The organism is Amycolatopsis sp. NPDC034160, from assembly GCF_055575355.1.
In genome coordinates, this window is the sequence record NZ_JBVISU010000007.1 from 149,122 (window position 1) to 172,262 (window position 23,141).

At 67.7% G+C, this 23,141-nt stretch carries 26 protein-coding genes; 4 read left to right on the top strand and 22 right to left on the bottom strand.

Annotated elements, in window-relative coordinates; translation table 11 throughout:
- Positions 1-12: 12 nt before the first annotated feature.
- From ACZ54P_RS17065 to ACZ54P_RS17120, 12 genes are all read right to left on the bottom strand, one after another.
- On the bottom strand, positions 13-1,665 hold the full coding sequence (locus ACZ54P_RS17065; RefSeq protein ID WP_465462624.1) for a S8 family serine peptidase: 1,653 nt from the start codon (positions 1,663-1,665) through the stop codon (positions 13-15).
- A 139-nt stretch (positions 1,666-1,804) separates the two neighbouring features.
- The gene (locus ACZ54P_RS17070) at positions 1,805-2,809 is read right to left on the bottom strand and encodes an ABC transporter ATP-binding protein (protein WP_465462478.1); all 1,005 of its coding nucleotides are present in this window, start codon (positions 2,807-2,809) and stop codon (positions 1,805-1,807) included.
- Positions 2,802-3,794 (bottom strand): ABC transporter ATP-binding protein, encoded by a 993-nt coding sequence (locus tag ACZ54P_RS17075; protein ID WP_465462479.1) that lies wholly within the window; start codon positions 3,792-3,794, stop codon positions 2,802-2,804. The genes ACZ54P_RS17070 and ACZ54P_RS17075 overlap by 8 nt, the downstream gene beginning before the upstream one ends.
- A gap of 6 nt (positions 3,795-3,800) precedes the next feature.
- The gene (locus ACZ54P_RS17080) at positions 3,801-4,754 is read right to left on the bottom strand and encodes an ABC transporter permease (protein WP_465462480.1); all 954 of its coding nucleotides are present in this window, start codon (positions 4,752-4,754) and stop codon (positions 3,801-3,803) included.
- On the bottom strand, positions 4,747-5,673 hold the full coding sequence (locus tag ACZ54P_RS17085) for an ABC transporter permease (RefSeq protein WP_061986233.1): 927 nt from the start codon (positions 5,671-5,673) through the stop codon (positions 4,747-4,749). Before ACZ54P_RS17085 ends, ACZ54P_RS17080 begins: the two co-directional genes overlap by 8 nt.
- A 116-nt stretch (positions 5,674-5,789) precedes the next feature.
- Positions 5,790-7,406, bottom strand: a complete 1,617-nt coding sequence (locus ACZ54P_RS17090) for a peptide ABC transporter substrate-binding protein (RefSeq protein WP_465462481.1) — start codon at positions 7,404-7,406, stop codon at positions 5,790-5,792.
- A 257-nt stretch (positions 7,407-7,663) separates the two neighbouring features.
- Positions 7,664-8,617 (bottom strand): Ppx/GppA phosphatase family protein, encoded by a 954-nt coding sequence (locus ACZ54P_RS17095; RefSeq protein ID WP_465462482.1) that lies wholly within the window; start codon positions 8,615-8,617, stop codon positions 7,664-7,666.
- A 23-nt stretch (positions 8,618-8,640) separates the two neighbouring features.
- Positions 8,641-9,807: a lytic transglycosylase domain-containing protein gene (locus tag ACZ54P_RS17100; RefSeq protein ID WP_465462483.1), complete on the bottom strand. Its 1,167-nt coding sequence runs from the start codon at positions 9,805-9,807 to the stop codon at positions 8,641-8,643.
- A 185-nt stretch (positions 9,808-9,992) separates the two neighbouring features.
- Positions 9,993-10,508, bottom strand: coding sequence for a DUF501 domain-containing protein (locus ACZ54P_RS17105; RefSeq protein ID WP_465462484.1), 516 nt, complete (start codon positions 10,506-10,508; stop codon positions 9,993-9,995).
- Between the two features lie 18 nt (positions 10,509-10,526).
- A complete protein-coding gene (locus ACZ54P_RS17110) occupies positions 10,527-10,886 on the bottom strand; it encodes an FtsB family cell division protein (RefSeq protein ID WP_465462625.1) in 360 nt (119 codons plus the stop codon).
- A 186-nt stretch (positions 10,887-11,072) separates the two neighbouring features.
- On the bottom strand, positions 11,073-12,359 hold the full coding sequence (gene eno, locus ACZ54P_RS17115; protein ID WP_465462485.1) for a phosphopyruvate hydratase: 1,287 nt from the start codon (positions 12,357-12,359) through the stop codon (positions 11,073-11,075).
- A 105-nt stretch (positions 12,360-12,464) separates the two neighbouring features.
- Positions 12,465-12,953: a VOC family protein gene (locus ACZ54P_RS17120; RefSeq protein ID WP_465462486.1), complete on the bottom strand. Its 489-nt coding sequence runs from the start codon at positions 12,951-12,953 to the stop codon at positions 12,465-12,467.
- Between the two features lie 72 nt (positions 12,954-13,025).
- Between ACZ54P_RS17120 and ACZ54P_RS17125 the strand changes: the two genes are divergently transcribed.
- Entirely contained in the window at positions 13,026-13,439 is a 414-nt protein-coding gene (locus ACZ54P_RS17125) for a tetratricopeptide repeat protein (protein WP_465462487.1), read from the top strand.
- A gap of 40 nt (positions 13,440-13,479) precedes the next feature.
- On the opposite strand, the gene ACZ54P_RS17130 is transcribed toward ACZ54P_RS17125, so the two are convergent.
- Complete coding sequence (locus tag ACZ54P_RS17130) at positions 13,480-14,049, bottom strand: helix-turn-helix domain-containing protein (RefSeq protein WP_465462488.1); 570 nt, start codon at positions 14,047-14,049, stop codon at positions 13,480-13,482.
- Between the two features lie 54 nt (positions 14,050-14,103).
- On the opposite strand from ACZ54P_RS17130, the gene ACZ54P_RS17135 reads away from it, so the two are divergent.
- Positions 14,104-15,024, top strand: coding sequence for an NAD(P)/FAD-dependent oxidoreductase (locus tag ACZ54P_RS17135; protein ID WP_465462489.1), 921 nt, complete (start codon positions 14,104-14,106; stop codon positions 15,022-15,024).
- Here the strand turns inward: ACZ54P_RS17135 and ACZ54P_RS17140 are convergent.
- The gene (locus tag ACZ54P_RS17140) at positions 14,997-15,704 is read right to left on the bottom strand and encodes a lysozyme family protein (protein WP_465462490.1); all 708 of its coding nucleotides are present in this window, start codon (positions 15,702-15,704) and stop codon (positions 14,997-14,999) included. The genes ACZ54P_RS17135 and ACZ54P_RS17140 overlap by 28 nt on opposite strands.
- 96 nt (positions 15,705-15,800) lie before the next feature.
- Between ACZ54P_RS17140 and ACZ54P_RS17145 the strand changes: the two genes are divergently transcribed.
- A complete protein-coding gene (locus ACZ54P_RS17145; protein WP_465462491.1) occupies positions 15,801-16,211 on the top strand; it encodes a PPOX class F420-dependent oxidoreductase in 411 nt (136 codons plus the stop codon).
- Positions 16,212-16,255: 44 nt separating this feature from the next.
- Here the strand turns inward: ACZ54P_RS17145 and ACZ54P_RS17150 are convergent, their stop codons facing one another.
- The gene (locus tag ACZ54P_RS17150; RefSeq protein ID WP_465462492.1) at positions 16,256-16,615 is read right to left on the bottom strand and encodes a MerR family transcriptional regulator; all 360 of its coding nucleotides are present in this window, start codon (positions 16,613-16,615) and stop codon (positions 16,256-16,258) included.
- A 64-nt stretch (positions 16,616-16,679) separates the two neighbouring features.
- Between ACZ54P_RS17150 and ACZ54P_RS17155 the strand changes: the two genes are divergently transcribed.
- Positions 16,680-17,036: a putative quinol monooxygenase gene (locus ACZ54P_RS17155; protein ID WP_465462493.1), complete on the top strand. Its 357-nt coding sequence runs from the start codon at positions 16,680-16,682 to the stop codon at positions 17,034-17,036.
- Here the strand turns inward: ACZ54P_RS17155 and ACZ54P_RS17160 are convergent.
- The 7 genes from ACZ54P_RS17160 to ACZ54P_RS17190 form a co-directional block, all read right to left on the bottom strand.
- Positions 17,009-17,560 carry a hypothetical protein gene (locus ACZ54P_RS17160; protein ID WP_465462494.1) on the bottom strand — a complete coding sequence of 184 codons (552 nt, stop codon included), beginning with the start codon at positions 17,558-17,560 and terminating at the stop codon, positions 17,009-17,011. The genes ACZ54P_RS17155 and ACZ54P_RS17160 overlap by 28 nt on opposite strands.
- 8 nt (positions 17,561-17,568) lie before the next feature.
- The gene (locus ACZ54P_RS17165) at positions 17,569-18,942 is read right to left on the bottom strand and encodes a hypothetical protein (RefSeq protein ID WP_465462495.1); all 1,374 of its coding nucleotides are present in this window, start codon (positions 18,940-18,942) and stop codon (positions 17,569-17,571) included.
- Entirely contained in the window at positions 18,939-19,742 is an 804-nt protein-coding gene (locus ACZ54P_RS17170; protein ID WP_465462496.1) for an ABC transporter ATP-binding protein, read from the bottom strand. The genes ACZ54P_RS17165 and ACZ54P_RS17170 overlap by 4 nt, the downstream gene beginning before the upstream one ends.
- 17 nt (positions 19,743-19,759) lie before the next feature.
- Entirely contained in the window at positions 19,760-20,575 is an 816-nt protein-coding gene (locus tag ACZ54P_RS17175; RefSeq protein ID WP_465462497.1) for a zf-HC2 domain-containing protein, read from the bottom strand.
- Positions 20,572-21,114: an RNA polymerase sigma factor gene (locus tag ACZ54P_RS17180; protein ID WP_465462498.1), complete on the bottom strand. Its 543-nt coding sequence runs from the start codon at positions 21,112-21,114 to the stop codon at positions 20,572-20,574. Before ACZ54P_RS17180 ends, ACZ54P_RS17175 begins: the two co-directional genes overlap by 4 nt.
- 65 nt (positions 21,115-21,179) lie before the next feature.
- Positions 21,180-22,100, bottom strand: a complete 921-nt coding sequence (locus tag ACZ54P_RS17185) for a nucleoside triphosphate pyrophosphohydrolase (RefSeq protein WP_465462499.1) — start codon at positions 22,098-22,100, stop codon at positions 21,180-21,182.
- The gene (locus ACZ54P_RS17190; RefSeq protein ID WP_465462500.1) at positions 22,097-23,101 is read right to left on the bottom strand and encodes a hypothetical protein; all 1,005 of its coding nucleotides are present in this window, start codon (positions 23,099-23,101) and stop codon (positions 22,097-22,099) included. Before ACZ54P_RS17190 ends, ACZ54P_RS17185 begins: the two co-directional genes overlap by 4 nt.
- Positions 23,102-23,141: the final 40 nt, after the last annotated feature.

The following is a 23,141-nucleotide window of genomic DNA, read 5'->3' on the forward strand; positions in this document are numbered from 1 at the left end:
GGAGCCGAAGGGTCAGCCTCGCAGGAACTGCGAACCCCGCGTAACGGCCGACCACGCGTCAACGGCACCGTGACCGTAGAAGCCGTTGAACGAAGCGTCACCGACGCAGGTCGCGGTGAACGACGCGTCCCGGCCTTCGTCCAGGTAGTCGACGGTCCGCGGTACCGGGCACGCGATGTCGGAGGCCGTGCCTTCGAGCACTCGCTGCACCGCGTCCGGGTTCATGCCGAAGTCGCGCGAACCCTTGCCGTACTGCGAAACGATGAGCGCGGCGACGCCGGTCGCGTGCGGCGACGCCATCGACGTCCCCTGCAGCCACTGGTAGTAGCCGACGCGGCCGTCGGCGGTGGTCGCCTTCTGGATGCCGGCGGTGACACCGGCGGGCGTGATGTTGCCGGCCGCGTCGATGTTGCCTTCCGCGACGCCGACATTGCGCGGGTAGGTCGAGAGGATCTGGTTCTCGATCGTGCGGAACCACGGGGTGCCGAAGCCGTCACGGAAGTATCCGCCGGGTGCGGAGACCGAGATCTGCTCGACGCCGTAGTTCGAGTAGTCCGCCTTCGCCTGCGAAGGACCGAAGGACGAGACGCCGATCGTGTGCGGGCCCTCGACGGGCAGCGAGAGGCAGCTCGCGTTGTCGATCTGCCTCGGGTGCGTGCTGTTCGACGGGTAGTCCGGGCTCGAAGTGTCCGGCTGCGGGGCGCCGAGGTCCGTGTGCTGGTTGCCCAGCGAGACGACCTGGGAGACGCCCTTGCGGTGCGCGTAGTTCAGCGCACGGGTCGTCGCCTCGATGACGGTGCGCTGTTCCGCCTGCTCCGCGGCCGAGTCCGCCGGGTTGGAAGCGCAGTTGTAGAGCCAGGGGTCCGTGTAGAAGCTCATGTTGACGACGTCCACACCGGCGTCACCGGCATAGGTGATCGCGTCCACGGTCGGCTGCAGGAAGAAGAAACCCGAGTCCTGGCCGGCTCGCAGGTTCACCAGCGTGACGTTCGGCGCGACGCCCGAGACGCCGAAACCGTTCGCGGCGGCGCCGATGGTGCCGGCGACGTGCGTGCCGTGCCCGTTGTCGTCGACGTCGGCGGGGTCGACGCAGCCGCGGTACTCGCATGGTCCGTCGACGGGCTCACCCTTCACGTCCGCGACGATGTCCTTGGTGAAGTTCCACGACGACGCCCGGTCGAAGTTGGGGGCGATGTCCGGGTGACTCGCGTCGACACCGGTGTCGATGACGCCGACCTTCACCCGCTTGTCGCCCGCCTGCACGGTGCGCGAAAGGTCCGAGCGGACGGACTTGAGGCCCCAGAGCTGACTGTCGAGTGGATCGAGCCCGGCGGCCTGGGCCGAGGCCGGCTTCGGCGCCGAAGCCGCCCCGCGGCTCTCCTTCTCGACGACGTCCGGCTTGACCTTCGCCTTGTTGCTCTTCGGCGCGGAGCCGATCGGCTTCGCTTTGGCCGCACCGAAAACCGAACGGTCGGCGGAGACCCGCTCGGCGAATCCGTTGGCGGGCGCGGTCGCGGTGATCAGGCCGACAGCGGCGTTGCTGGTCACGACGGTGCCTCCGGCGGCACGGATCGCGCGCTCCACCGAAGCGACGCTCTGTCCTTCGCGGCCCAGAACGGAGAATTCCGTCGGCGCGCCGGAAAGCTGTGGTTGCGCGGACGCCATCGGCGCCGCGACGATCGCGCCGAACAGCGGTACCGCCAAGGCGATGACGAGAGATCTCGATCTTTTCACTTCATGCCTCCTGAAGAAAACGATTCGTGCAAACTACGTTACTGGCCGTCGGCCTTCAACGAAGTCCCTACTAAAGTCCGGGCACGACGGTTTTTTCCTCCGCGAAATGACAGGCCGACAAATGTCCACCGGTCCGGGTGATCAATTCTGGTACCTGGTCGGCGCAAATGTCCTGCGCCTTCCAGCACCGGGTACGGAACCGGCAGCCCGACGGCGGATCGAGCGGACTCGGCACGTCGCCTTCCAGGCGAATCACCTGCCGCTGCCCACGCAACGCCGGGTCGGCGACCGGCACCGCGGACAGCAGCGCCTGCGTGTAGGGGTGCGAGGGATGCTCGTAGATCTCCTCTTCCGTCCCCATTTCCACGATCTTGCCGAGATACATCACCGCGACCCGCGTGGAAAGGTGACGGACAACGGACAGATCATGTGCGATGAACACATAGGAAAGGCCGAATTCCTTCTGCAGTTCACCGAGCAGGTTCATCACCTGCGCCTGGATGGAGACGTCCAGCGCGGAAACCGGTTCGTCGCAGATGATGACCTTCGGCCGCAACGCCAAGGCCCGCGCGATCCCGATGCGCTGCCGCTGCCCGCCGGAGAACTGGTGCGGATAGCGGTTGATGTGCTCGGGGTTCAGCCCGACGACGTCGAGCAGGTCCCGCACCTTCGCCGCCCGTGAGCCCTTCGGAGCCACGTCGGTGTGGATCTCGAAGGGTTCGCCGACGATGTCACCGACCGTCATCCTCGGGTTCAGCGACGTGTACGGATCCTGCAACACGATCTGGATCTCACGCCGCATTTTCCTGAGCTCGGCACCCCGCAACGCGAAGATGTCACGGCCTTCGAAGGTCGCGACCCCGCCCGTGGGTTCCTCCAGCCGCATCAAAACTTGGGCCAGGGTGGACTTACCGCAACCGGATTCCCCCACCACACCGAGGGTCTCGCCGGGCATGAGGTCGAATGAGACCCCGTCGACAGCCTTCACGTGACCTATCGTCCGTTTGACGAGGATTCCCGCTCGCACCGGGAAGTACTTCACCAGGTTCTCGACCCGCAAAATGGGCTCAGACACGCTCACTCACCACCTCTTCGGCGAAGTGACAGGCGCTGACCCTGCCGAATCCGAGACTGTGCAGCGCGGGCCGTTCGGACTCACACCGGGCCACCGCCCGGGGACAACGCGGATGGAACGGACACCCCGGCGGAACGTGCAGCAGACTCGGTGGCAGACCGGTGATGGTCTTCAGCGTCTGTCCTTTGAGGTCCAGCCGCGGCAGGGAGGCCATCAGCGCCTCGGTGTAGGGATGCCCCGGCGAGCGGAACAACTCGGTGACATCGGCCTGCTCGACGATCCTGCCCGCGTACATCACCGCGATCCGGTCGGCGACCTCGGCGACCACCGCCAGGTCGTGGGTGATCAGGATCAGCCCCATCCGCCGTTCGGCCTGGATTTCCGCCAGCAGGTCCATGATCTGGGCCTGCACGGTGACGTCCAGCGCGGTCGTCGGCTCGTCCGCGATCAGCAGATCCGGGTCGAGCGCGAGCGACATGGCGATCATCGCGCGCTGCCGCATCCCGCCGGAGAACTGGTGCGGGTACTCGCGGACCCGACGCGCGGCGGCCGGGATGCGCACGATGTCGAGCAGTTCGATCGCCCGCTTCCGAGCGTCCTTTTTAGACATCCCGAGCCGGACGCGCAACTGCTCCTCGATCTGGAACCCGACGGTGAAGACCGGGTTCAGCGCGGAAAGCGCGTCCTGGAAGATCATCGCGATCCCCGCGCCCCGCACCTCACGCCGCCGATCTTCGGTGGCGGTGAGCAGATCCTCGCCGCGGTACCGGACGGCACCACCGGTGACGACGGCGGGCGGGCTGTCGAGGATTCCCATCACCGTCTGCGCGGTCACGCTCTTGCCCGAACCGGATTCTCCCAGCACGGCAAGGGTTTCCCCGGCGTGCACGGAGTAGTCGACGCCGTTGAGCACGGTCGCGACGCCGTCCGAGGTCCGGAATTCGACGTGGAGGTCTTCCACTTCCAGCAGTAATTCGTTGTCCACGACCACTCACCGGGCCTTCGGGTCGAGTGCGTCGCGGATCCCGTCACCGAGCATGACGAACGCGAGCACGGTGACGGTCACGAATCCGGCGGGGAACAGCAACATGTGCGGGATGACCCGGAAGTAGTCCCGCGCGTCGCTGATCATCACGCCCCACGAGACGACCGGCGGCCGCACGCCGACACCGAGGTAGGCCAACGTCGCCTCCGCCCCGATGAAGGCACCGAGCGCGATGGTCCCGTAGACCAGCACCGGCGCGACGGTGTTGGGCAGCAGGTGCCGGAGCACGATGCGCGGCGTGCTCGCGCCGAGACCGCGAGCGGCCTTGACGTAGTCGAGTTGCTTGGCCACCAGCGTCGCCGACCGCATGATGCGCATCGCCACCGGCCAGCTCAGCGCCGCGATCGAGAACACCACCTGCACGATGATGGTGACCGCGCCGGGATTCGTGCCTGGCGCGTTGAACGTCGTGAGGATGACGATCGCGCCGAGCACGAACGGCAGCGCCGCGAAGATGTCGCCGATCCGGGAGAACAGGCTGTCGACGAGGCGGCCGTAATATCCGGCGACGATCCCGACGAGCGAACCGATCAGGATCGTCAGCACCGTCGCGAAGACACCGACCAGCAACGACGCCCGCGTGCCGTGGATGGTCCGCGCGTAGATGTCGTAGCCCTGGTTGTCGTAGCCGAACCAGGCGTCCGCGGACGGGCCTTCGTTGGCGTGCGTCAGATCGCTGAAACCGGCCGGACGTGAACTGAACAGGTCCGGCGCGATGGCGATCAGCACGATCAGCAGGATGATGACGGAGGAGATGAGGAAGGACGGTTTGCGGCGCAGCATCCGCCAGGCGTCACCGCCGAGGCTGCGCGGCTTGTACGCCAGCGCGGAGTCGTCGGCGACGCCCGCGGCGGCGACGTCCACAGAGGACACGCCACCGGCCACGTTGGGGTCAGTCATAACGGATCCTCGGGTCGAGAACGGCGTAGAGCAGGTCGACGGTGAGACTCACCAGCAGGTACACCATCACCAGCAGGACGACGACACCGGTGACGGTGGCGCCCTCCCGGTTCTGGATACCGCGGAAGATGAGCCCGCCGATGCCGTTGATGTTGAACACGCCTTCGGTGACGATGGCCCCGCCCATGAGCGCGCCGATGTCGGTGCCGATGAAGGTCAGTACCGGGATCACCGAATTGCGCAGCAGGTGAACACCGACGACGCGGCTGCGCGGCTGTCCTTTCGCGATGGCCGTGCGGACGTAGTCGGCGTGCCGGTTCTCGGCGATACTCGTCCGGGTCAGCCGGGCGATGTAGGCCATCGAGAGACTGCCCAGCGCTATGCCGGGCACGATGAGCTCGCCGACCGTCGCGTCCTCGGACACGCTCGCCTCGATGAGGCCCAATTCCGAACCCAGGATGATCTGCAGCACGATCGCGGTGACGAACACCGGGATCGAGATCAGGAACGTGGTCGACATCAGCACGAGGTTGTCGAGGAAACCCTTGCCGCGCAGCCCGGTCAGGATGCCGGCGGCGAGTCCGATGATCGCCTCGATGGCCACCGCGATGAGCGCGAGCCGCACGGTCACCGGATAGGCGTTCCCGATCAGCTCGCCGACCGAGACGCCGTTGAAGGTCTCACCCCAGTCACCGGTGAACAGGTTGCCGAGGTATTTGAAGTACTGGACGAAGATCGAATCATCGAGGTTGAACTTCGCGGTCATCATCTCGATGTAGGCGGGCGGGCAGGCGACCTGACCGCATTTGCCCGCGAACGGGTCGCCGGGCACCGCCCACACGAGGGCGTAGATCAGGAACGTGGTGCCGAAGAAGACCGGAATCAGTTGAAGTAGGCGACGGAGGATGTACTGGGACATGGGCGTGCCGTCCTGGAGATCGCGTGGTGGGAGCTGTGGGACCGGCGGGTCGTGAGTGGCGATTCGGGTTAGAACCCGAATCGCCACTCACGACGCACGAAGTCCCGCGCGGTGCTCTACTTCGCGGCGACCTCAATGGACGAGTAGTCCGCGAGGCGGCCGAAGTCGAGCTTCGCGACCTTCAGCCGGTTCGACTTGCCACCGACGCCCTTCTCCTCCCACACCGGGATCTGCGGCAGGTCCTTCGCGATCAGGTCCTCGGCCTGCTGGTACAGCTTGATCGCGGCCGCCTTGTCGGCGGTCTGGTCCGCCTGGGTCAGCAGCGCGTCGACGGCCGGGCTGTTGTACGTCGAGTCGTTGGAGGAACCGGTGCTCTTGTAGCGCGGATTCAGGTAGTTCTCGATCGACGGGTAGTCGGCCGACCAGTCGGAGCGGCCCATGCCGGTCAGCTTCCGGCCGTTGACGATGCTGCGCCACTGGCCGAAGTCGGTCGCCGGGACGAAGTCGCATTCGACGCCGAGCGCGTTCTTGATGCTGTTGCACGCCGCGACCAGCGGTTCCTTACGGCCGCCGTCCGCGTTCGAGGCGATCGTGAGCTTGCCGGTGTATCCGGACTTCGCCCAGAACTCCTTGGCCTTCACCGGATCGAACTTGCAGAACTCGCAAACACCGGGCCGGTAGCCCTCGATACCGCGCGAAACGTAACCGTCGGCGGGCGCGTAGGTGTCGTTCATGACGGTCTTGACGATCTGTTCGCGGTCGATGGCCAGCGAGATCGCCTTACGCAGGTCCAGGTTGTTGTAGCCCGGGACGTAGTACGGAATGGCGAGCGCGCTGATGCCGAGCAGGTTTCCTTCGACCAGACGCTCACCGAGGTCGGTCTTGTACTTCCCACCGGCCTTCGCCGCCGGCGGGAGCGCCTCCATGAAGTCGAGGCGGTTGCTCAGCAGGTCCTGGTACGCGGTTTCCTGGCTGGTGTAGATGCGGACTTCCAGGTCCTTGAACTTGACCTTGTCCTCGCCCTGGTACTCGTCGAACCGGGTGAGCTTCATGTTCTGGTTGGGCGTGCGCGAAACGAACTTCAGCGGCCCGTTTCCGATGGGGGCCTTGGCGAACGCCTCCGGGTCGGCGAAGAACTTGTCCGGGAGCGGCGCGAAGGCGAGATAGCCGATCTTGGTGGCGAACACCGAAAACGGGCCTTTGAGGGTGACCTGGAATTCGTAGTCGTTCACGACCTTGAGCCCGGACATCTCCTTGACGGCCGGCTCTTTGGCGCTGATCTCGTCGTAGCCCTGGATCTGCTCGAAGAACGACGCGTTCTGCATGCCGTTCTTGCCGTTCGCGCTGTAGTTCCACGCGTCGACGAAGTTCTTCGCCTTGACTTCGGTCCCGTCGTGGAACTTCCAGCCCTTTTTGAGCTTGATGTCGAAGACCTTCGAATCGGTCGTGGTGATCGATTCGGCCATCAGGTTGTACGGCTCGGCCGTGTCGGATTTGTAGCCGACCAACGCCGAGAAGACCGGTTTGAGGGCTTTGGAACCGCCGAGTTCGTTGGTGTTGGCGGGGATCAGCGTGTTCTCCGGTTCGGTGCCGTAGACCGAGACCGCCGCGTTGGCGTCAGTGGCGCCGGATCCCTTGTCTTCGCTGGATCCACCACCTCCACAGGCCGTCAGCAGCATGGCCGCCGTGGCCATCACCGCCGTCGCTCCCCAGAACCCGCGTGAAGCCCGCATGTCCACTCCAACTCTCGTCGTCGGATCGTCCGGCGAGCGCTGGTCGCGCCCTGCCGTCCAGAAGGTGAGACGACGCTATGGGACACGTGAAGCCGATCACAGTGCGTTGGTGTTGCAAATGTGTGACGGTCTCCCCGACCACCCGGTCAGAGCACAACGTTGGTAGGAACCACGCTGCACCGAATGGCCTAACCCGGACAGGAGGTCACCGAGTCATCACCGAAAGAAATGGCGTCACATAAGAGAAATCGAATTTCTCAGGCCAGGGAGAGCGCGATCCCGTCCAGGATGTCGTGCTCGGAAATCACCAGCTCGCCGGGGCCACCGCGCGTGGCGAACTGTTCGGCCAGCATCTGCACGATCACCGACCCGCCGCCGATGACGTCGACCCGGCCGGGGTGGATCACCGGGTTCGCGGCGCGGGTCGCGTGGTCGGCCGTGAGGAGCGATCGCGCGACCCGGTCGATGTCGGCGTGGGAAAGCTTCGAGAGGTGGGTGCGCGCCGAGTCGTACTCCGACAGACCCTGTGCCACGGCGGTCAGGGTGGTGACCGTACCGGCGACGCCGATCCACGTCTTCGCGGTCGACACGTCCACGACGTCGAAGGCTTCGGAAAGCACCTTGGCGGCCAGCTGACGGGCTTCGGCGATCTCGTCGGCGGTGGGCGGGTCGGACTTCAGCGCACGCTCGGTGATCCGCACGCAGCCGATGTCGACCGACTTCGCGGCGATGACCTCGGCCTGGCGGCCGTCCCAGGTGCCCACGACGAGTTCGGTCGAGCCGCCGCCGACGTCGACCACCACGAACGGGCCGTCGTCGGGGTCCTGCTCGCCGACGGCGCCGGTGAAGGACAGCCGGGCCTCTTCGTCGCCGCTGATGACCTCGGCCTCGGTGCCGAGCACCTCACGCGTCATCGCGAAGAACTCGTCGCGGTTGCTCGCGTCGCGGGTCGCCGACGTCGCGACCATGCGGACCTTCTCGACGCCCTTGCGGCGCGCGGCGATCGTGTACTCGGCCAGCGCCTTGCGGGTGCGTTCGAGCGCCTCGGGGGCCAGCCTGCCGGTGGCGTCCACACCCTGGCCGAGGCGGACGATCCGCATCTCGCGGTGCAGGTCGCGCAGGTCGACCGTCCCGTCGTGGCGGGGGGTCAGCTCGGCGACGAGCAGACGGATGGAGTTGGTCCCACAGTCGATCGCGGCAACACGAGGCATGCCCTGAGCTTAGACAACGCCGATCAAGTGGGGTCGGCGGCTTTGCCGCTCGTCGACGGCACTGTCGTGGTCGTCGTGGTCGTCGTCGGCGAGCTGCATGTGGTCGGCGGCGGCGGTGTGGTCTGACTCGTGGACGTCGGGCTCGTGGTCGGGCTGGGCGTCGTCTCCGTCACCGTGGCCGTCGGGCATGGCGGCGGCTTCGGTGTCGTCGGCGGTTTCGAAGACGAAGAAGAACTATCCGACGGTGGCAGCGAAGTCGAAGGCGGCGGCGTCACCGAACCGGGCGGCGTCGGCGGCACCGGAGGCGGCGGCACCGAAGCGGGCGGCGGAGCGGCCGCGGCGTTCGGCGCGCCGATCGGCACCTTGCTGTCCGGCGTCGGCAGCACCCCGGTGCGGTAGGCCTCGGCCCAGATCAGCACCGTGTTCACGTAGGTGTCGGAGTTGTTGTAACGGAAGACGGCCGCACGTAACTGATCCGGTTTGGACAGATCGAGCCCGCCCGAGCACAGGTACCGGCCGGTGCCCAGCGCCGCGTCGAAGATGTTGTTCGGGTTGGACTCGCCGTCACCGTTGCCGTCGGAGGCGTAAGCGGCCCACGTGGACGGGATGAACTGCGTCGGGCCGACGGCGCGATCCCAGACGGTGTCACCGTCGTATTCGCCGCCGTCGGTGTCCGGGATGGCCGCGAACGGACCGGCACCGTTGAGCTGCGGGCCCAGAATCGGTTCGAGGGTGTTGCCCTTCGCGTCGACGAAACCACCGCGTGCGTGATTGGACTCGATCCGGCCGATACTCGCGATCAGGGCCCAGTCGATGTGACAACCAGGCTGTTCGGCGATGAGGATGTCGGCTGCCTTGCGGTACGCGGTGAGCGCGGTCACCGGGATGCCGAGCGGACCGTTGGGGAGTTCGTCCGCGGGGAGCGGAAGCGGGGTCGGCGCGTTCGGCAGGCTGCCGTCGACGCCGATCTGCTGGACGAGCGGGTTCTTCGGGTCATAGCCGCCGACGAGGGCGACGTCGTCGGAATGGATCGTGCTCGCCGTCGCGGCCCAGCTGCCGGCGCCGACGACCGCGGCACCGGCCGGGACGATGGCGAGGACACCTCCGGCCATCGCGGCGATCGTGCGGTGCCGGAGACACAGTCTCCGGACATGACCGGTCACCGCGCCTGGCACGTGCCTCACGCGCATACCTCAGAACCCTCCCGGCGGATCGCGACTCGGCGAATCCGTTCCTTGCCCACCCAGAAAATCCACACCTGGTGCCCAGCCTGCCGCATGCGGTGACCGGTTTCACCCCATCGGGGAGGACCAGTTGGACTTCATCGGGTGAATTAACCCACCTGGAGGAACTATCTGTACATCAGGGGTGGGTGTTACCCCTGGCAGTCGCCCGACGGCCACCCGTTCGCTTTGAGCAGCGCGAGGGTCTCGTCCCCGAACGGGTTCACGCCGGGACCGACGGCGAGCGTGTGCGCCAGATGGACGTGCAGGCACTTGACCCGGCCGGGCATCCCGCCCGCGCTGACCTCGTGGCCGAGTGAATCGATGGCGTCGCGTTCGGCGAGGTAGCTCTCGTGGGTCCGCTGGTAGGCGGCGGCCAGCTCGGGGTCTTCCGCGAGCCTGTCGGTCATTTCCTTCATCAGCCCGGACGCCTCGAGGGTGCCGACCATCGAGGTCAGCTTCGGGCAGGTCAAGTAGTAGAGCGTCGGGAAGGGAGTGCCGTCGTCGAGGCGGGGGCTGGTCTGCACGACCGACGGGTGGCCGCTCGGGCAGCGCGCGGCGACGGCCCGCAGCGCACGGGGTGCCCGGCCGAGCTGTTCCGCGATGATCTCGCGGTCGGCGTCGGTCACAGGCTCATAAGAAGACTTTTCCGTGCGGTTCACGCCCATAAGGTTAAACAGGGAGCTTCAGCCGCCCGCGACCTGATCCCACAGCTTCTCGTACCAGGAGCCCGCCGGCACCGGCTGCTGACCTTGCTCGCCCTGCTCGGGCGCCTTGTCCTCGGGCAGCTGCACGATGTACGGCGTCTCACCGGGTTTCACGAAACCGAACCGCTTGCGGGCCTCGGCCTCGATCTGCGCCGGGTCGCTCAGCTCGGCCTTGCGGGCCTCCAGCTGGGCGACGCTCCGCTGCAGTTCGGACTGCAACTGCTGCTGCTCGCTCACTTCGGACTTCTGGCTGAGGTACGTGCGCAGCGGGACGGCGATGGTGAACGCGAGCGCGCACACCACGATCGCCACCACCGCGGCCCGGCGGGTGGTGGACATGCCGAGCACCTTCGCGGCGCCTGACGCGCGTTTCGCCGCGAGGCTGCGGCGCAGCCGGGTTCGGGCGCGGACCTCCGTCGTCGTGGTCCGCCGGGCGCGCTCCGGTCGGCGGCCCCTGCTGGAGCCGCCGCCGTCCGCGCGCCCGCTACGACGGGTCCGCGCCCTCCCCCGGTCCGCCATGCCTTATTACCCCTCCGGGGTGAACCGCGGGAAGGCGAGGTCGCCGGCGTAACGCGCCGCGTCGGCGAGGGTTTCCTCGATCCGCAGCAGCTGGTTGTACTTGGCGATGCGCTCGCCGCGGGCTGGGGCGCCGGTCTTGATCTGGCCGACACCGGTGGCGACGGCGAGGTCGGCGATGAAAGTGTCCTCGGTCTCGCCGGACCGGTGGCTCATCATCGACTTGTAGCCGTAGGAGGTGGCCATCGAGATCGCGTCGAGGGTCTCCGACAGCGTGCCGATCTGGTTGACCTTCACCAGCAGCGCGTTGGCGGCGCGGCGGGTGATGCCCTCTTCGAGTCGGTCCGGGTTGGTGACGAACAGGTCGTCGCCGACGATCTGGACCTTCTCGCCGACCTCGGCGGTCAGCTGGACCCAGCCGTCCCAGTCGTCCTCGCTCAGCGGGTCCTCGATGGACACGAGCGGATAGTCGCGCAGCAGTTCGGCGTAGTAGGCCGACATCTGCTCAGCGCTCTTCTTCGCGCCTTCGAAGGTGTACGCGCCGTCGGAGAAGAACTCCGTCGCGGCGACGTCGAGCGCCAGCGCGACGTCGCGGCCCGGGGCGTAACCGGCCTTCTCGATCGCCTGAAGGATCAGGTCGAGCGCCTCGCGGTTGTTCTTGAGGCTGGGCGCGAAGCCGCCTTCGTCGCCGAGACCGGTAGCCAGGCCACGGCCCTTCAGCACCGACTTCAGCGAGTGGTAGACCTCGGTGCCCCAGCGCAGGGCCTCGCGGAACGACTCGGCGCCGATCGGCGCGATCATGAACTCCTGGATGTCCACATCGGTGTCGGCGTGCGCGCCACCGTTGAGGATGTTGAGCATCGGCACCGGCAGCACGTGCGCGTTCGGCCCGCCGAGGTAGCGGAACAGCTCCAACTCGGCCGATTCGGCGGCGGCCTTCGCGACGGCGAGCGAGACACCGAGGATGGCGTTCGCGCCGAGGCGTGACTTCGCCGGGGTGCCGTCGAGGTCGACCAGCTTCTGGTCGACGATGCGCTGGTCCACGGCGTCGGTGCCGACGAGGTCCGGGCCGATCTCGTCCAGGACGGCCGCGACCGCGCGCTCGACACCCTTGCCGTTGTACCGGCCGGTGTCGCCGTCACGCAGCTCGACGGCTTCGTGTTCGCCGGTGGAGGCACCCGAGGGGACCGCGGCCCGCGCCAGCGTGCCGTCGTCGAGAGCCACCTCCACTTCGACCGTCGGGTTGCCTCGCGAGTCCAGAATCTCGCGAGCGCCTACCTGCTCGATGAGCGCCACGCCATGCTCCTCATGTGGGTCGTGCCTGCGGTGACGGGCCCCAGCCTAGCCGTCGGCGCCGTTCACCCGTTGGAGGCACGCGCCACAGGGAGCCGTGATGCGGACCTAGTCGGCCGCTGGTTCGTCCGCCCGGATCTCCCGCCAGCCCGACGGAAGCTCGACGGTGTCGGAGAACTGCTGCCAGAACGTCCAGCTGTTGCCGCCGATGTCGGAGACGGTGAACACGCGGGCGCCGTAGGGCTGATCCTGCGGGGCGTCGAGGTCGGCGTCCTCGCCCAACGCGGCGCGGACGCGCTCGTACTGGGCGTCGGCGTCGGGGACGTAGACGATGTTCAGCTGCCCGACCGGGCCGTCGACGCCCTTGGCCTCCCAGTACTCGGGACCGACCCCGGCCAGCTGGATCTTCGCCGGACCGGCGCACAGCGTGGCCTGGAACACTTCACCGGAGGCGTCGGCGAAGCGCACCTCCTCGGTGAACCCGAACACTCTGACCAGCCACTCGACCGCTTCGGTCGCGTCGGTGTAGTAGAGGTACGGCGCGAGTCCGATGTAGCCGGGCTCGGTCTCGGGCCTATCCGCTTCGGCACTGCTCATGGCGAGACAGTCCACCATGACCGTTTCAGCGCCTCGTGAACGACCCTGCCCCGGCGTATCGTGGAGCGGACCATGATGGATGCCGAACCCGCCCCAGAAACCGGTCCGGACTCGTCCGGCGAATCCCGGTTCCGCGCCTTCCGACAGGCGGAGGCGCTGGTCGAAAGCCGCAGGCCGCTCGACGCCCTCAAGGCCCTCGCACCGCTGCTGGAGGACGAAACCGACAAACCGAGTGTGCAGCTACTGGCCGGTCGCGCGTACTTCCACTCCGCACAGTTGCGGCGGGCCGAGCGCGCCTTCACCCGGGTGCTGGAACTGGACCCCACCGATCATTACGCGCGGTTCGTGCTCGGGCGGACCCTCCAGCGCCTCGGCCGGTTGACCGAGGCGCTCGCACAGATGCGGATCGCGTCGGCGATGCACCCGATCCCGGAGTATCTGGAAGCGATCAGCGAGGTCAGCGCGCGGATCGCGCTGCGGGACTGACCCCGCCACCGTCGCCGCGGGAGCAAGGGACCTTTGCTCCTCACGTGGACTTCGCCCGCAGGTGGGCGCGCTCGCCCTGTTTGCCGAACAGCACCAGCAGTTCCACCGGCCCCGGCCCCGCGCTGCCGAACCAGTGCGGCACGCGCGTGTCGAATTCGGCGGCCTCACCCGGCCCCATCGTGAAGTCACGGTCGCCGAGCACCGCCCGCAACCGGCCGCTGAGGACGTACATCCACTCGTAGCCCTCGTGCGTCCGTTGCACCGGTTCGATGTCCTCGACCGGGATCAGCAGTTTGAACGCCTGTGGCTGCCCTGGCTGCGCGCTCAGCGACCAGGCGGTGAACCGGCCGAATTTCTGCGGTTTCATCCGGACCCGCGGGTCGGTGGGCTCGGGTTCACCGACCAGCTCGTCGAGCGGGACCTGATGCGCTTCCGACAACGTCAGCAACAGTTCCAGGGTGGCCTTCCGCGAGCCCGATTCGAGCCGGGAGAGCGTGCTGGCGGAGATCCCCGTCGCCTCCGAGAGCGCGGAGAGGGTGGTGCCGCGTTCCTTGCGAAGCTGCTTGAGCTTCGGGCCGACTTCGGCGAGCCGCCGTTCGATGTCCTGCATGATCCCAGTTTGCCAAATCGGCAAAGAACTTTGCCAGACTTCCGCGGGATCCGGATGCTCGGGACCATGAACAACGAATTCGACGTAGTGATCATCGGTGGTGGCGTCGCGGGTCTCAGTGCGGCCTTGGTCTTGGGCCGGGCGCGACGCAAGGTCGTCGTGATCGACGCCGGAACCCCGCGCAACACCCCCGCCGCGCACGCGCACGGTTTCCTGACCAGGGACGGCATTCCACCCAAAGAACTGCTGGCGATAGGCCGCGACGAAGTCCGCGGCTACGGCGTCGAGATCGTCGAGGACGTCGTCCACCGGCTGAGGCACGACAAGGCGGTGGAACTGGCGAGCGGGCGGGTCATCAGCGGACGCCGGATCGTGGTGACGACCGGACTGGCGGACGAACTGCCGGACGTCCCCGGCGTCGCGGAGCGCTTCGGCGCCGACGTGCTGCACTGCCCGTACTGCCACGGTTGGGAAGTGCGCGATCAGCGCTTCGGCGTGTTGGCCACCTCCGAGAAGTCGGTCCACCAGGCGCTGATCGTCTGGCAGTGGAGCAAGGACCTGACGTTCTTCACGCACACACAGCAGATCTCGCCCGTCGACCGGGCGAAACTGACCGGACTGGGTATCCGGATCGTCGACGGGAAGGTGTCCGAACTCGCCGTCGAAAACGACCGGTTGACCGGGGTTCGGCTCGTCGACGGCGAACTCGTCGAACGCGATGTCGTGTTCGTCGGCCCGAAGTTCGTCCCGCACGACAAGCTTCTCGCTCAAATCGGCTGCGAGCGCACCCAGGATGGTTTCGTCGCGGTGGACGCGCAGGGCCGCACGAACGTGGACGGCGTTTGGGCGGCGGGAAACGTCGTCGATCCGATGGCACAGCTGGTCGTCGCGGCCGGGGAGGCCTACAAGCTGGCGTCGGCGCTGAACTTCGATCTGGTGCTTGAAGATCAGGGCGCGACGCTGGCGTCCGCGTAGGCGTCGGCCGCGCTGAAGACCTCCTGGACGTAGGGAACGGCCGGGTTGAAGACCCGCATCGCCTTCCACCAGCCCGCCGGAGTCGCGACGTCGTCGCCGTCGGCGCACAGGTAGCGAGCGGTGGCGAAGGCGGCGTCGTCGAGGTTCTTCGTATCCGGCCGTTTCCCGTCGCCGGTGGCGCGCATGGAGTGCTTGGCCCAGACGTCGGGCGCGAGCGTGATCGGGCCCGGCCTGCCCTGCGCCGCCTCGACGTGGGAGATCCCGGCGAGGGTCGCCCACGAGAGATGACAACCCGGCTTCTGGCGCCGGAGCCACATCTCGGCCCGGCCGTAAGCGGACAGATCGGCGACGGGGAGCCGGGTCTTCGAGGCCACTCGTTTCGCCCAGGTTTCGAGTTCGACGGCGTCGGAAACGGTGGGCCGGTCGGGCGGCGCGGCGAGCCCGGCTCGCGGCGTCGCCACTCCCGGTTGCGGCTCCTGGCCGGGAACCGCGAGCGCGGGCTGGGACTGCGGCGGTGGGGGCGACTCCTCCCCGCCCGGCCGATTCATCCCGACGGTCATGATCAGCACCACGCCGGTGAGCACGAGCCCACCGGCGAAAGCGAGCCGGGGGACGTACGGCGGCAGAGGACGCGAAGTGTGCTCGGGGGTGTCGACGCTCGACTGGGTGGTTTCGGCCACCTTGTCAGGTTACTTCGCCGCACTGCCGAGCGATGCCCCGTTCGGGCTACGAACGCTCTTGACTTCCAGTTAAGTGGAGGTCGCACACTGGATTCCATGTTCAGTGAAGCGGAACTCGACTACCTCGCCACCCAGGGACTGGGGCGGCTCGCGACGGCGCAGCCGAACGGGACCCTGCAGGTCAGCCCGGTCGGCTACGTCTACAACCCCGAAACCCGAACGATCGACATCACCGGCTACGAACTGGCGAAGAGCAAGAAGTTCCGGAACGTGGCCGCCAACGGGCAAGCCGCTTTCGTGGTGGACGACATGCCTTCGCAGGACCCGCCGCGGGTCCGTTGCCTCGAAATCCGCGGCCGCGCCGAAGCGCTGACCGGCGCCCGCACCCCGGACGGCCATCTCGACGGCGCGGTGATCCGGATCCACCCCTCGCGGATCATCAGCCTCGGTGTCGACGACCCGGACCACGACCCGCTCGATCTCGTTCCGCACAACCGGAACGTATGAGACCTCGAGCGGGCGAGGCCGGGTCATAGGCCGCAAAGGCCGGCCTAGGCGTGGGTGAGTGCTCGACTGGAGGCTTCGAGGATGTCGCCCAAAGCGGCGCGGGCTTGGGTGAGGTCGGCTATGCGGGAATCCAGCTCGGCGTACTGGGTTCTCAAGTGGTCTAGAACGCAGGCCTGGAGTTCGGTGCTGTCACCGACGAAACAGGGCATGAGCTCGTGGATGACCTTGGTGGGAAGTCCGGCGGCGAGCAGGGTGCGGATACGGGCGACGGTGGCGGGGGCCGCGGAGTCGTACTGGCGGTGGCCGCCTTCGCTGCGGTGGGAGGTGAGCAGCCCCTGGGCCTCGTAATAGCGGAGAAGACGTACGGCCACGCCTGTTTCGCGGGACAGCTCCCCGATCTTCATATGACCCACCTCACAGGACAGCGACTTGAAGCTGACATTGATGTCAGCTTCTAACGTTGATCGCATGACGACTATTTCGACCGCGCCGGCGCCAGTTTCCCTCTACGGATTCCTGACCCCCAAGCCCGGACACGCCGACGAATTCAGAAAACTCCTGATGGACCTCGTCGAGCCGTCTCGGGGGCACGAAGGCAGCCTCCAGTACCACCTCCACGAACAGGAAGACGGCCGGTTCTTCCTTTATGAGGTTTGGCGTTCGCAGGAGGACCTCGACCGGCACAACGCGACCCCCCTGTTGCGCGCCTTCATGGACCAATTGCCTGAGCACATCGACGGAGCTCCTGAGGTCTACTTCGGCGTGATGAGGAGTCCCTATCCGGCCACCGTGGTCGGTCAGCGACGGCCACCGAAGACCGCGTAGGTCCCGAGTCCGGCGACGGCGAGCACCACGGCCGTCCACGTGGCCGCGGCCACGTCGGCGGGTTGCAGGAGCCAGGTCGCCACCAGTGTCCCGGTGTCCGTCCCCGGCGGGGTGAAGAACGCGAGCGCGAACGCGAACAGCGGCAACGTCCACCCGTAGGCCCCGCCGAACAGCACCGCGGCGATCCCGGCGAGGCCGAGCAACCCGCCCGCGTTCCGCGCGATGATTTCCACCGGGACCCGCTCCGTCTCCCACAGCCGCGGCAGCAGCGCGGCGCCGAAGGCGAGGCCGCCGATCAGCAGGAGATGCAGTCCTCGACGCGGACGCCAGCGGATCGCGGCGGTCCGGTCGAGGTCGGCGTCCTGGCCGCTCAGACCGGTGGCGGGCACCGCGACCGCCACCGTGAGCGCCAGCGAAACCGGGATCAGGGACCAGGAATCCCTTGCCAGTGACCACAGCACCGCCATGCTCACCACCAGCGCCGCGAGGGACGCGGGCACGGCGCGCGAGCGGGCGTACAGCACCGCCCACCTCATCGGGGGCCGCCGAGGAGGATGTCGAGCTGGTTTCCCCGGCAGGTCAGGCCCGCCTGCCGCTGCGCGATGACCCGTGTGCGCTGCACGTCGGGCGGCAAGGCCCGGAAGGCCTCCCAGTCCCGGAGGACCTCGCTCTTCTTCTCCTCGCTCAGCCAGGAACCCTCGAGCATCTTCCACTCACCGAGAAACCAGCTCGACGTGATCGACCGCGCGGTGAGTTCGTCGAAAAAGGACCTGTCGGCGCCTTGGATGGTGTAGCAGGTCGGCGCCCCGGCGCCGGCGACCAGTAGCCGCGTCAGGTCGCCCGACCTCATGGCCGACCGGACGGGCCAATCGAGCAGGTCGACGTAGAGGGTGTCGGCGGCACGCGGCGGCACCTCCTCGGAGTCCACTCGCCGATCCAATACCGTGACCTTGACCGGAGCGTCCGGCAGTGCTCCCAAGAGCCGCAACGCTTCCTTGCCGGCTCCGGCGACACGGTCGAGTTCGGGCTCGAGCAGGCGGGGAACACAGACCGGGCCGTCGCAGACCATCGCCGTCGCGCGGGGGTCGACGACCTTGGCCTCGGCCATGGTCGCGGGCAGGACGGGAGTCGCGATCGCGACCGCCACCAGCGCGGGGACGACGGAGATTGCCTTCGACCGCATGGAGCGGGCCGCCAGTAGGAGGAATCCGGTCGCGGCCAGTCCGGCGAACCAGACCCCCTGCCCGAGATCCACCCGGCTCGCGGTGGTGATGAACGGATCGTTGGTGACGTCCATCGCGGGGGAAAGCAACAAGACCCGGGGCGAAACAGGGCCCATCATCACGCTGCCCGTCGATCCGGCGATCTGGAACACGATCACGATCACGAAAGCGGCGACGGCGACCGCGGGGGCGGTCAGCGGATGCGGCAGCAACCGGCCGATCCCCAGCCCGATCCAGGCGCCCGCGAGCATCGCCAGCACTCCGACCACGACGATCGGCAGCCAACCGAAGGTGAAGAACGCGCCGCTGAAGATCACTTGTACGGCACCCACGGCGAAGACCAGCAGATAACCGAGGATCAGCAGGCCACCCACCGCACCGGCGAGTTTCGCCGCCCGGTGCCAGCCGGGCCGCGGCATCGTGGTGAGGAGTTCGGTCATCCCGGACCGGCTGTCACGCATACCTTGGATCACACCGGCGCCGATCGCGATGGGCCACAGGAAAACCAGCAGGAACCGGCTCCACTCCGCCGCGGGCACCCAGTTTTCATCCCAGGCGAGCGGCGCCTTCGACCACGGCCCGCTGAACGAATACAGGAACCCGAACGCGACGACGAGGATCGCGAGGGTGGCCCAAGGGGCGATGGAGCGGCGGAGTTCGGTCCGCAGCACACGCGCGTTCACCAGTTCCCCTTCCCCGGCTCGTGACCCAGCAGCGCCGAATAGCCGCGCTCGATCGGGCTGTCGCCGACGTGCTCCTCGCTCCCGGCCGCGGCCAGTTCGTCCGGCGTCCCTTGGAAAACGAGCTTCCCGTCTTCGAACAGGACGACGTCGGTACAGGCTGTCGCGACGTCCTCGACCAGATGCGTCGAGACGACGACGCAGGCGTCGCGCCCCAGTTCCTGCATGAGATCCCGGAACCGCACGCGCTGCGCCGGGTCGAGCCCGGCGGTCGGCTCGTCCAGCAGGAGGATGTCCGGATCGTTCACGATCGCCTGCGCGATCCCGACCCGCCGCACCATCCCGCCCGACAGCGTCTTCAGCTTGTCGTCCGCGCGATCGGCGAGGCCGACCCGTTCGATCGACCGCTGCACCGCTCCCGGGATGTCCTTTTTGGACATTTCCTTGAGCCAAGCGATGTACTCGACGAACTCGCGGACGGTGAAGCGCTTGTAGAAACCGAAATTCTGCGGCAGGTAGCCGATCCGGCGGCGCAGGCGGCGCTGATCGGTGAGTCCCCCGACAGAATCACCGAGCAGCGCCAGCCCTCCCTCCGCCGGCCGGAGCACCGTCGCCAGCGCCCGGATCAGCGTGGTCTTCCCGGCCCCGTTCGGGCCGAGCAGACCGTGCACCCCCGTACCCAGCTCCAGGTCGAGCCCGTTCACGGCGAACTTGCGCTTGCCGACCCGGACCTTCAGACCCTCCGCCTTGATCTGCCACGCGTAGGTCGTCGGCGCGACCTCCGCGGCCCCGACAGCACGCATCATGTTCTCCCCTTCGTTCATCGTTCGGTTCCGCTGAGCAGGCCGAAGGCGCCCCGTCGGAGCACCACCACGGCCGCGGTCAGCGCGAAGATCGCGCCCCATACAGGAAGCACTTGAGGTTCGAGTGCGGTGGCATGTCCTTGCGACGCCACTGCGGGCGCCAAGATGACCGCCACCCAGAGCCCGGCCAGGACATAGGCCGCCCGCACCACCCCGATCAGTCCGCCAAGTGCGAGCGTCCCGGTGGTGAAGGCGAGGCTCGGCAGGAGGCCGAGCCCGAATCCACCGCCGCCGAGCCAGCCCGCGAGGGCTTGTATCGGCAAGACGACGGCGAGGACCGCCGTCGTCCGGCGCAGCAGCAGGTAGAGCCCGGCCCTTGGCGTGGAAGTGACGAGTTCGTAGGCGGGATCGAGGCCCCTGGACCACGACACCGCGACCCCGAGGACAGGCAGCATCGGCGAGAAGAGTTGAACGAACGAGAAGTCCTCGTTTTTGGTGAATCCGATCCCGTCCAGTGCGAAGCCGATTCCCGGGATCAGCAGGATCATCAGCAGCCACGGCAGCATCACCGGCGTCACCCAGGTGTACAGCCGTACGGCCCACCGGCTTCTCGCCGGACCTGGTCCCGCTTCGGCGAGTTTCGGCCCCAGTCCGGCCCAGACGTCGTCCACCAGTGTCGACACCGCGGGCATGCTGAGCACGGCGAGCCGTCCCCGGCATTCCGCACACGACTCCAGATGGGCCTCGACCGCCCAGATCTCGTCGCTCGCCACGCCGTCGTCGCCTCGGACGTAGCCGGTGAGAAGCTGTTGGGACATGTGTTCCTTGTTCACGACAGCGCCTCCCGCATCGCGATCCGAGCCCGCCTGGCGCGGGTTTTGACGGTTCCTTCCGGCAGGCCGAGCAGGACCGCGGTCTCGCGGACGGTCAGCCCGTCGAGCACCATGGCCTGCAGGACCAGACGTAATTCGGGAGCGAGCCGGCGCAACGCGTCGCCGACGTGGTCGCCGACAGACCCGGCCAGTGCCTCGTCCTCGGCGGCGGGTGCGACAGCGGTTTCCGCGACCGGAAGCGGCTGCGCGTCCCGCGCCCGACGTCGGAAGGCGTCGACGAGCCGCCGCGCGGCGATCGTCCACAACCAGCCGACGGCGCTCCCGCCGACGGCCGAACCGGCGAACGCCCCAGCAGCGCGCCAAACCGCGAGGTAGGTCTCCTGCATCACCTCGGCGACGATCTGCTCGTCGGCGCAGCGACGGCGCAGGCGCACGGCCAGCCACGGCGACGTACGGCGGTAGAGCTCCTCGAACGCCGCACGGTCGCCTTTGGCTGTGCGGCGGACGAGCCGCTCTTCGTCCGGTTCCGTTCCCTTCACATCCGGCAAGACGCCGGGACCGCGGAAACGGTTCTCACTCGATTGTGTGCTGCATCACAGTTGGGCTAGCTAGGCCAGAACTTGCGCCAGCCGTCGGCTTCGAGCGTCATCGGTTCGAGACCGGCGTCGCGGGCGGCCTGTTCCGCATCGCGGATGTCGCGCGCGAACCGTTTCGCGACGGCGCGAAGCTCACCTTCGGGATCGACGCCCGCTCGGCGAGCGGTCGCGGCCAACCGGAACAACTGGGCCGCCGCTTCGGAACCTTCGGGAAACAGGTCGAGCGGGATCCCGGCACGCCCACTGCGTTGTCCGAGCTTCCCGGCCAGCGCCACGGCGGGCTGGCCGAGCGCGACGCCATCCACAATGGACTGCCTGCTCTTCTCGGCCTGTTTCAGTTCTTCCCATTTGAGGTTCTGGTGATCGACGCTCTCGACCCGTGGGGCGTCGGTGAATACGTGGGGGTGACGTCCGACGAGTTTCGCGACCAGGTCGGCCGCGACCTCGTCGATCCCGAACGGATTTCCCGTGTCCTCGGAAGCGACCCGCGCGTGGAACAGCACCTGCAGCAGGACGTCGCCGAGTTCCTCGCGCAGAGCGGCCCGATCGCCTTCTTCGATGGCGTCGAGCAGCTCGTAGGTCTCCTCCACCAGGTACTGGCGCAGTGATTCGTGCGTCTGGACGGCGTCCCACGGGCAGCCACCCGGCGAGCGAAGGCGGTCCATCACCTCGGCGGCCTCGACGAGCGGCGGAACAGGCGCTTCGAGCACCCGTGCGCCCGACCTGATCAACGCCGCGGCCTTCGGTTCCCTTCGCGAACCCGCTATCAGCACGAGGTCGCGCACCGGTGCGTCACCGAGCGGGGGCACGCCGAAAACGGCGGGATCGACGTCGGATGCCGCGTACACGGCATCGCTGCTTCGCAGGATCGGGAGTGCCGCGGCGGGCAGAGTCGCCCCGCGGGCGACCACGACTACGGCAGCGCTCACCGCTGTTGCGGAGTGGCACCGTGCACAGGCAGCACGATGCCCTTCTTCGAAGCTTCGTTGGCCGCGAGGTTCATCTCCACAACATCCCACACGCCGTAACGCGGATTCACCTTGAGGTCGACCTGGTCGAGGTACGGCTGGAGGAGCCGGACACCGACCTTGGCCAGCTGCTGAGCACTCGGCTGGGCGGCCTGATCCGACGCGACGGGTTTGTCGGCGGTCCGCTCACGCATCACGACGACGACCCACAGCGGCTGCTGCGGCGATGGCTGGAACGCGGCGACGGTGTTGGGCTGGATACCGAACAGGACGGTGGCCGCGGTCGCGGGCGACTGCATCGCCGGCAGCTTCTGACCGGCGCCGGCCTGCGTGTCGCTCGTCTGCTGGTCCTGCGCGATCAGCTCGGCGGCGGCGTTCGGCGAGGCGGCGAATCGCCGCGCCTTCTCGATCGCCTGCTCACGCAGCTTGTCCGCGTCGCCGCCGGTGGCGTCGGTCGACGAGACCGAGCTGAAATCGAACGTGACGGAAAGCTTGTCCAGGTACTTCAGCCCGAGCTGGCTCTGCAGCGCGGCGTCGATCAGGGCTTCGCGATGGTCCCGCACGCGGGCGACGAGCTGCTCGACGCTGGTTTCGGGCGCGTCCTGCTGCTTGACCTCCATCGGCTTCGCCAGCGGGTCCTTCTGCAACGCGGCCACGACGAGGGACTCGTCGACCCGGATCCCCTCACGCTGTGCGGCGCGCTCGGTGAGCTTGTGCAGGATCTCCTGCCGCACGATCTCCCGGCCGACCAGATCGAGCTTGTGCTCCTTGGCGAGCTGCTGCCCGTACGGATGTTCACGGACGGCCTTGTCGATCATCTGCTGTACGCGATCCACCGAGACGGACGCGCCGTCGATGATCACCGCCGCGCCGACCTGCCCCGGTCCGGCATTGCAGCCGGCGAGGAGGAGAGAACCGGCAAGAACCCCGACCAGCGCGCGACGGCGCCCCATGATCCGCATCACAGCGCATACCCTCTCATACCGGCCTCGGTGAGAGAAC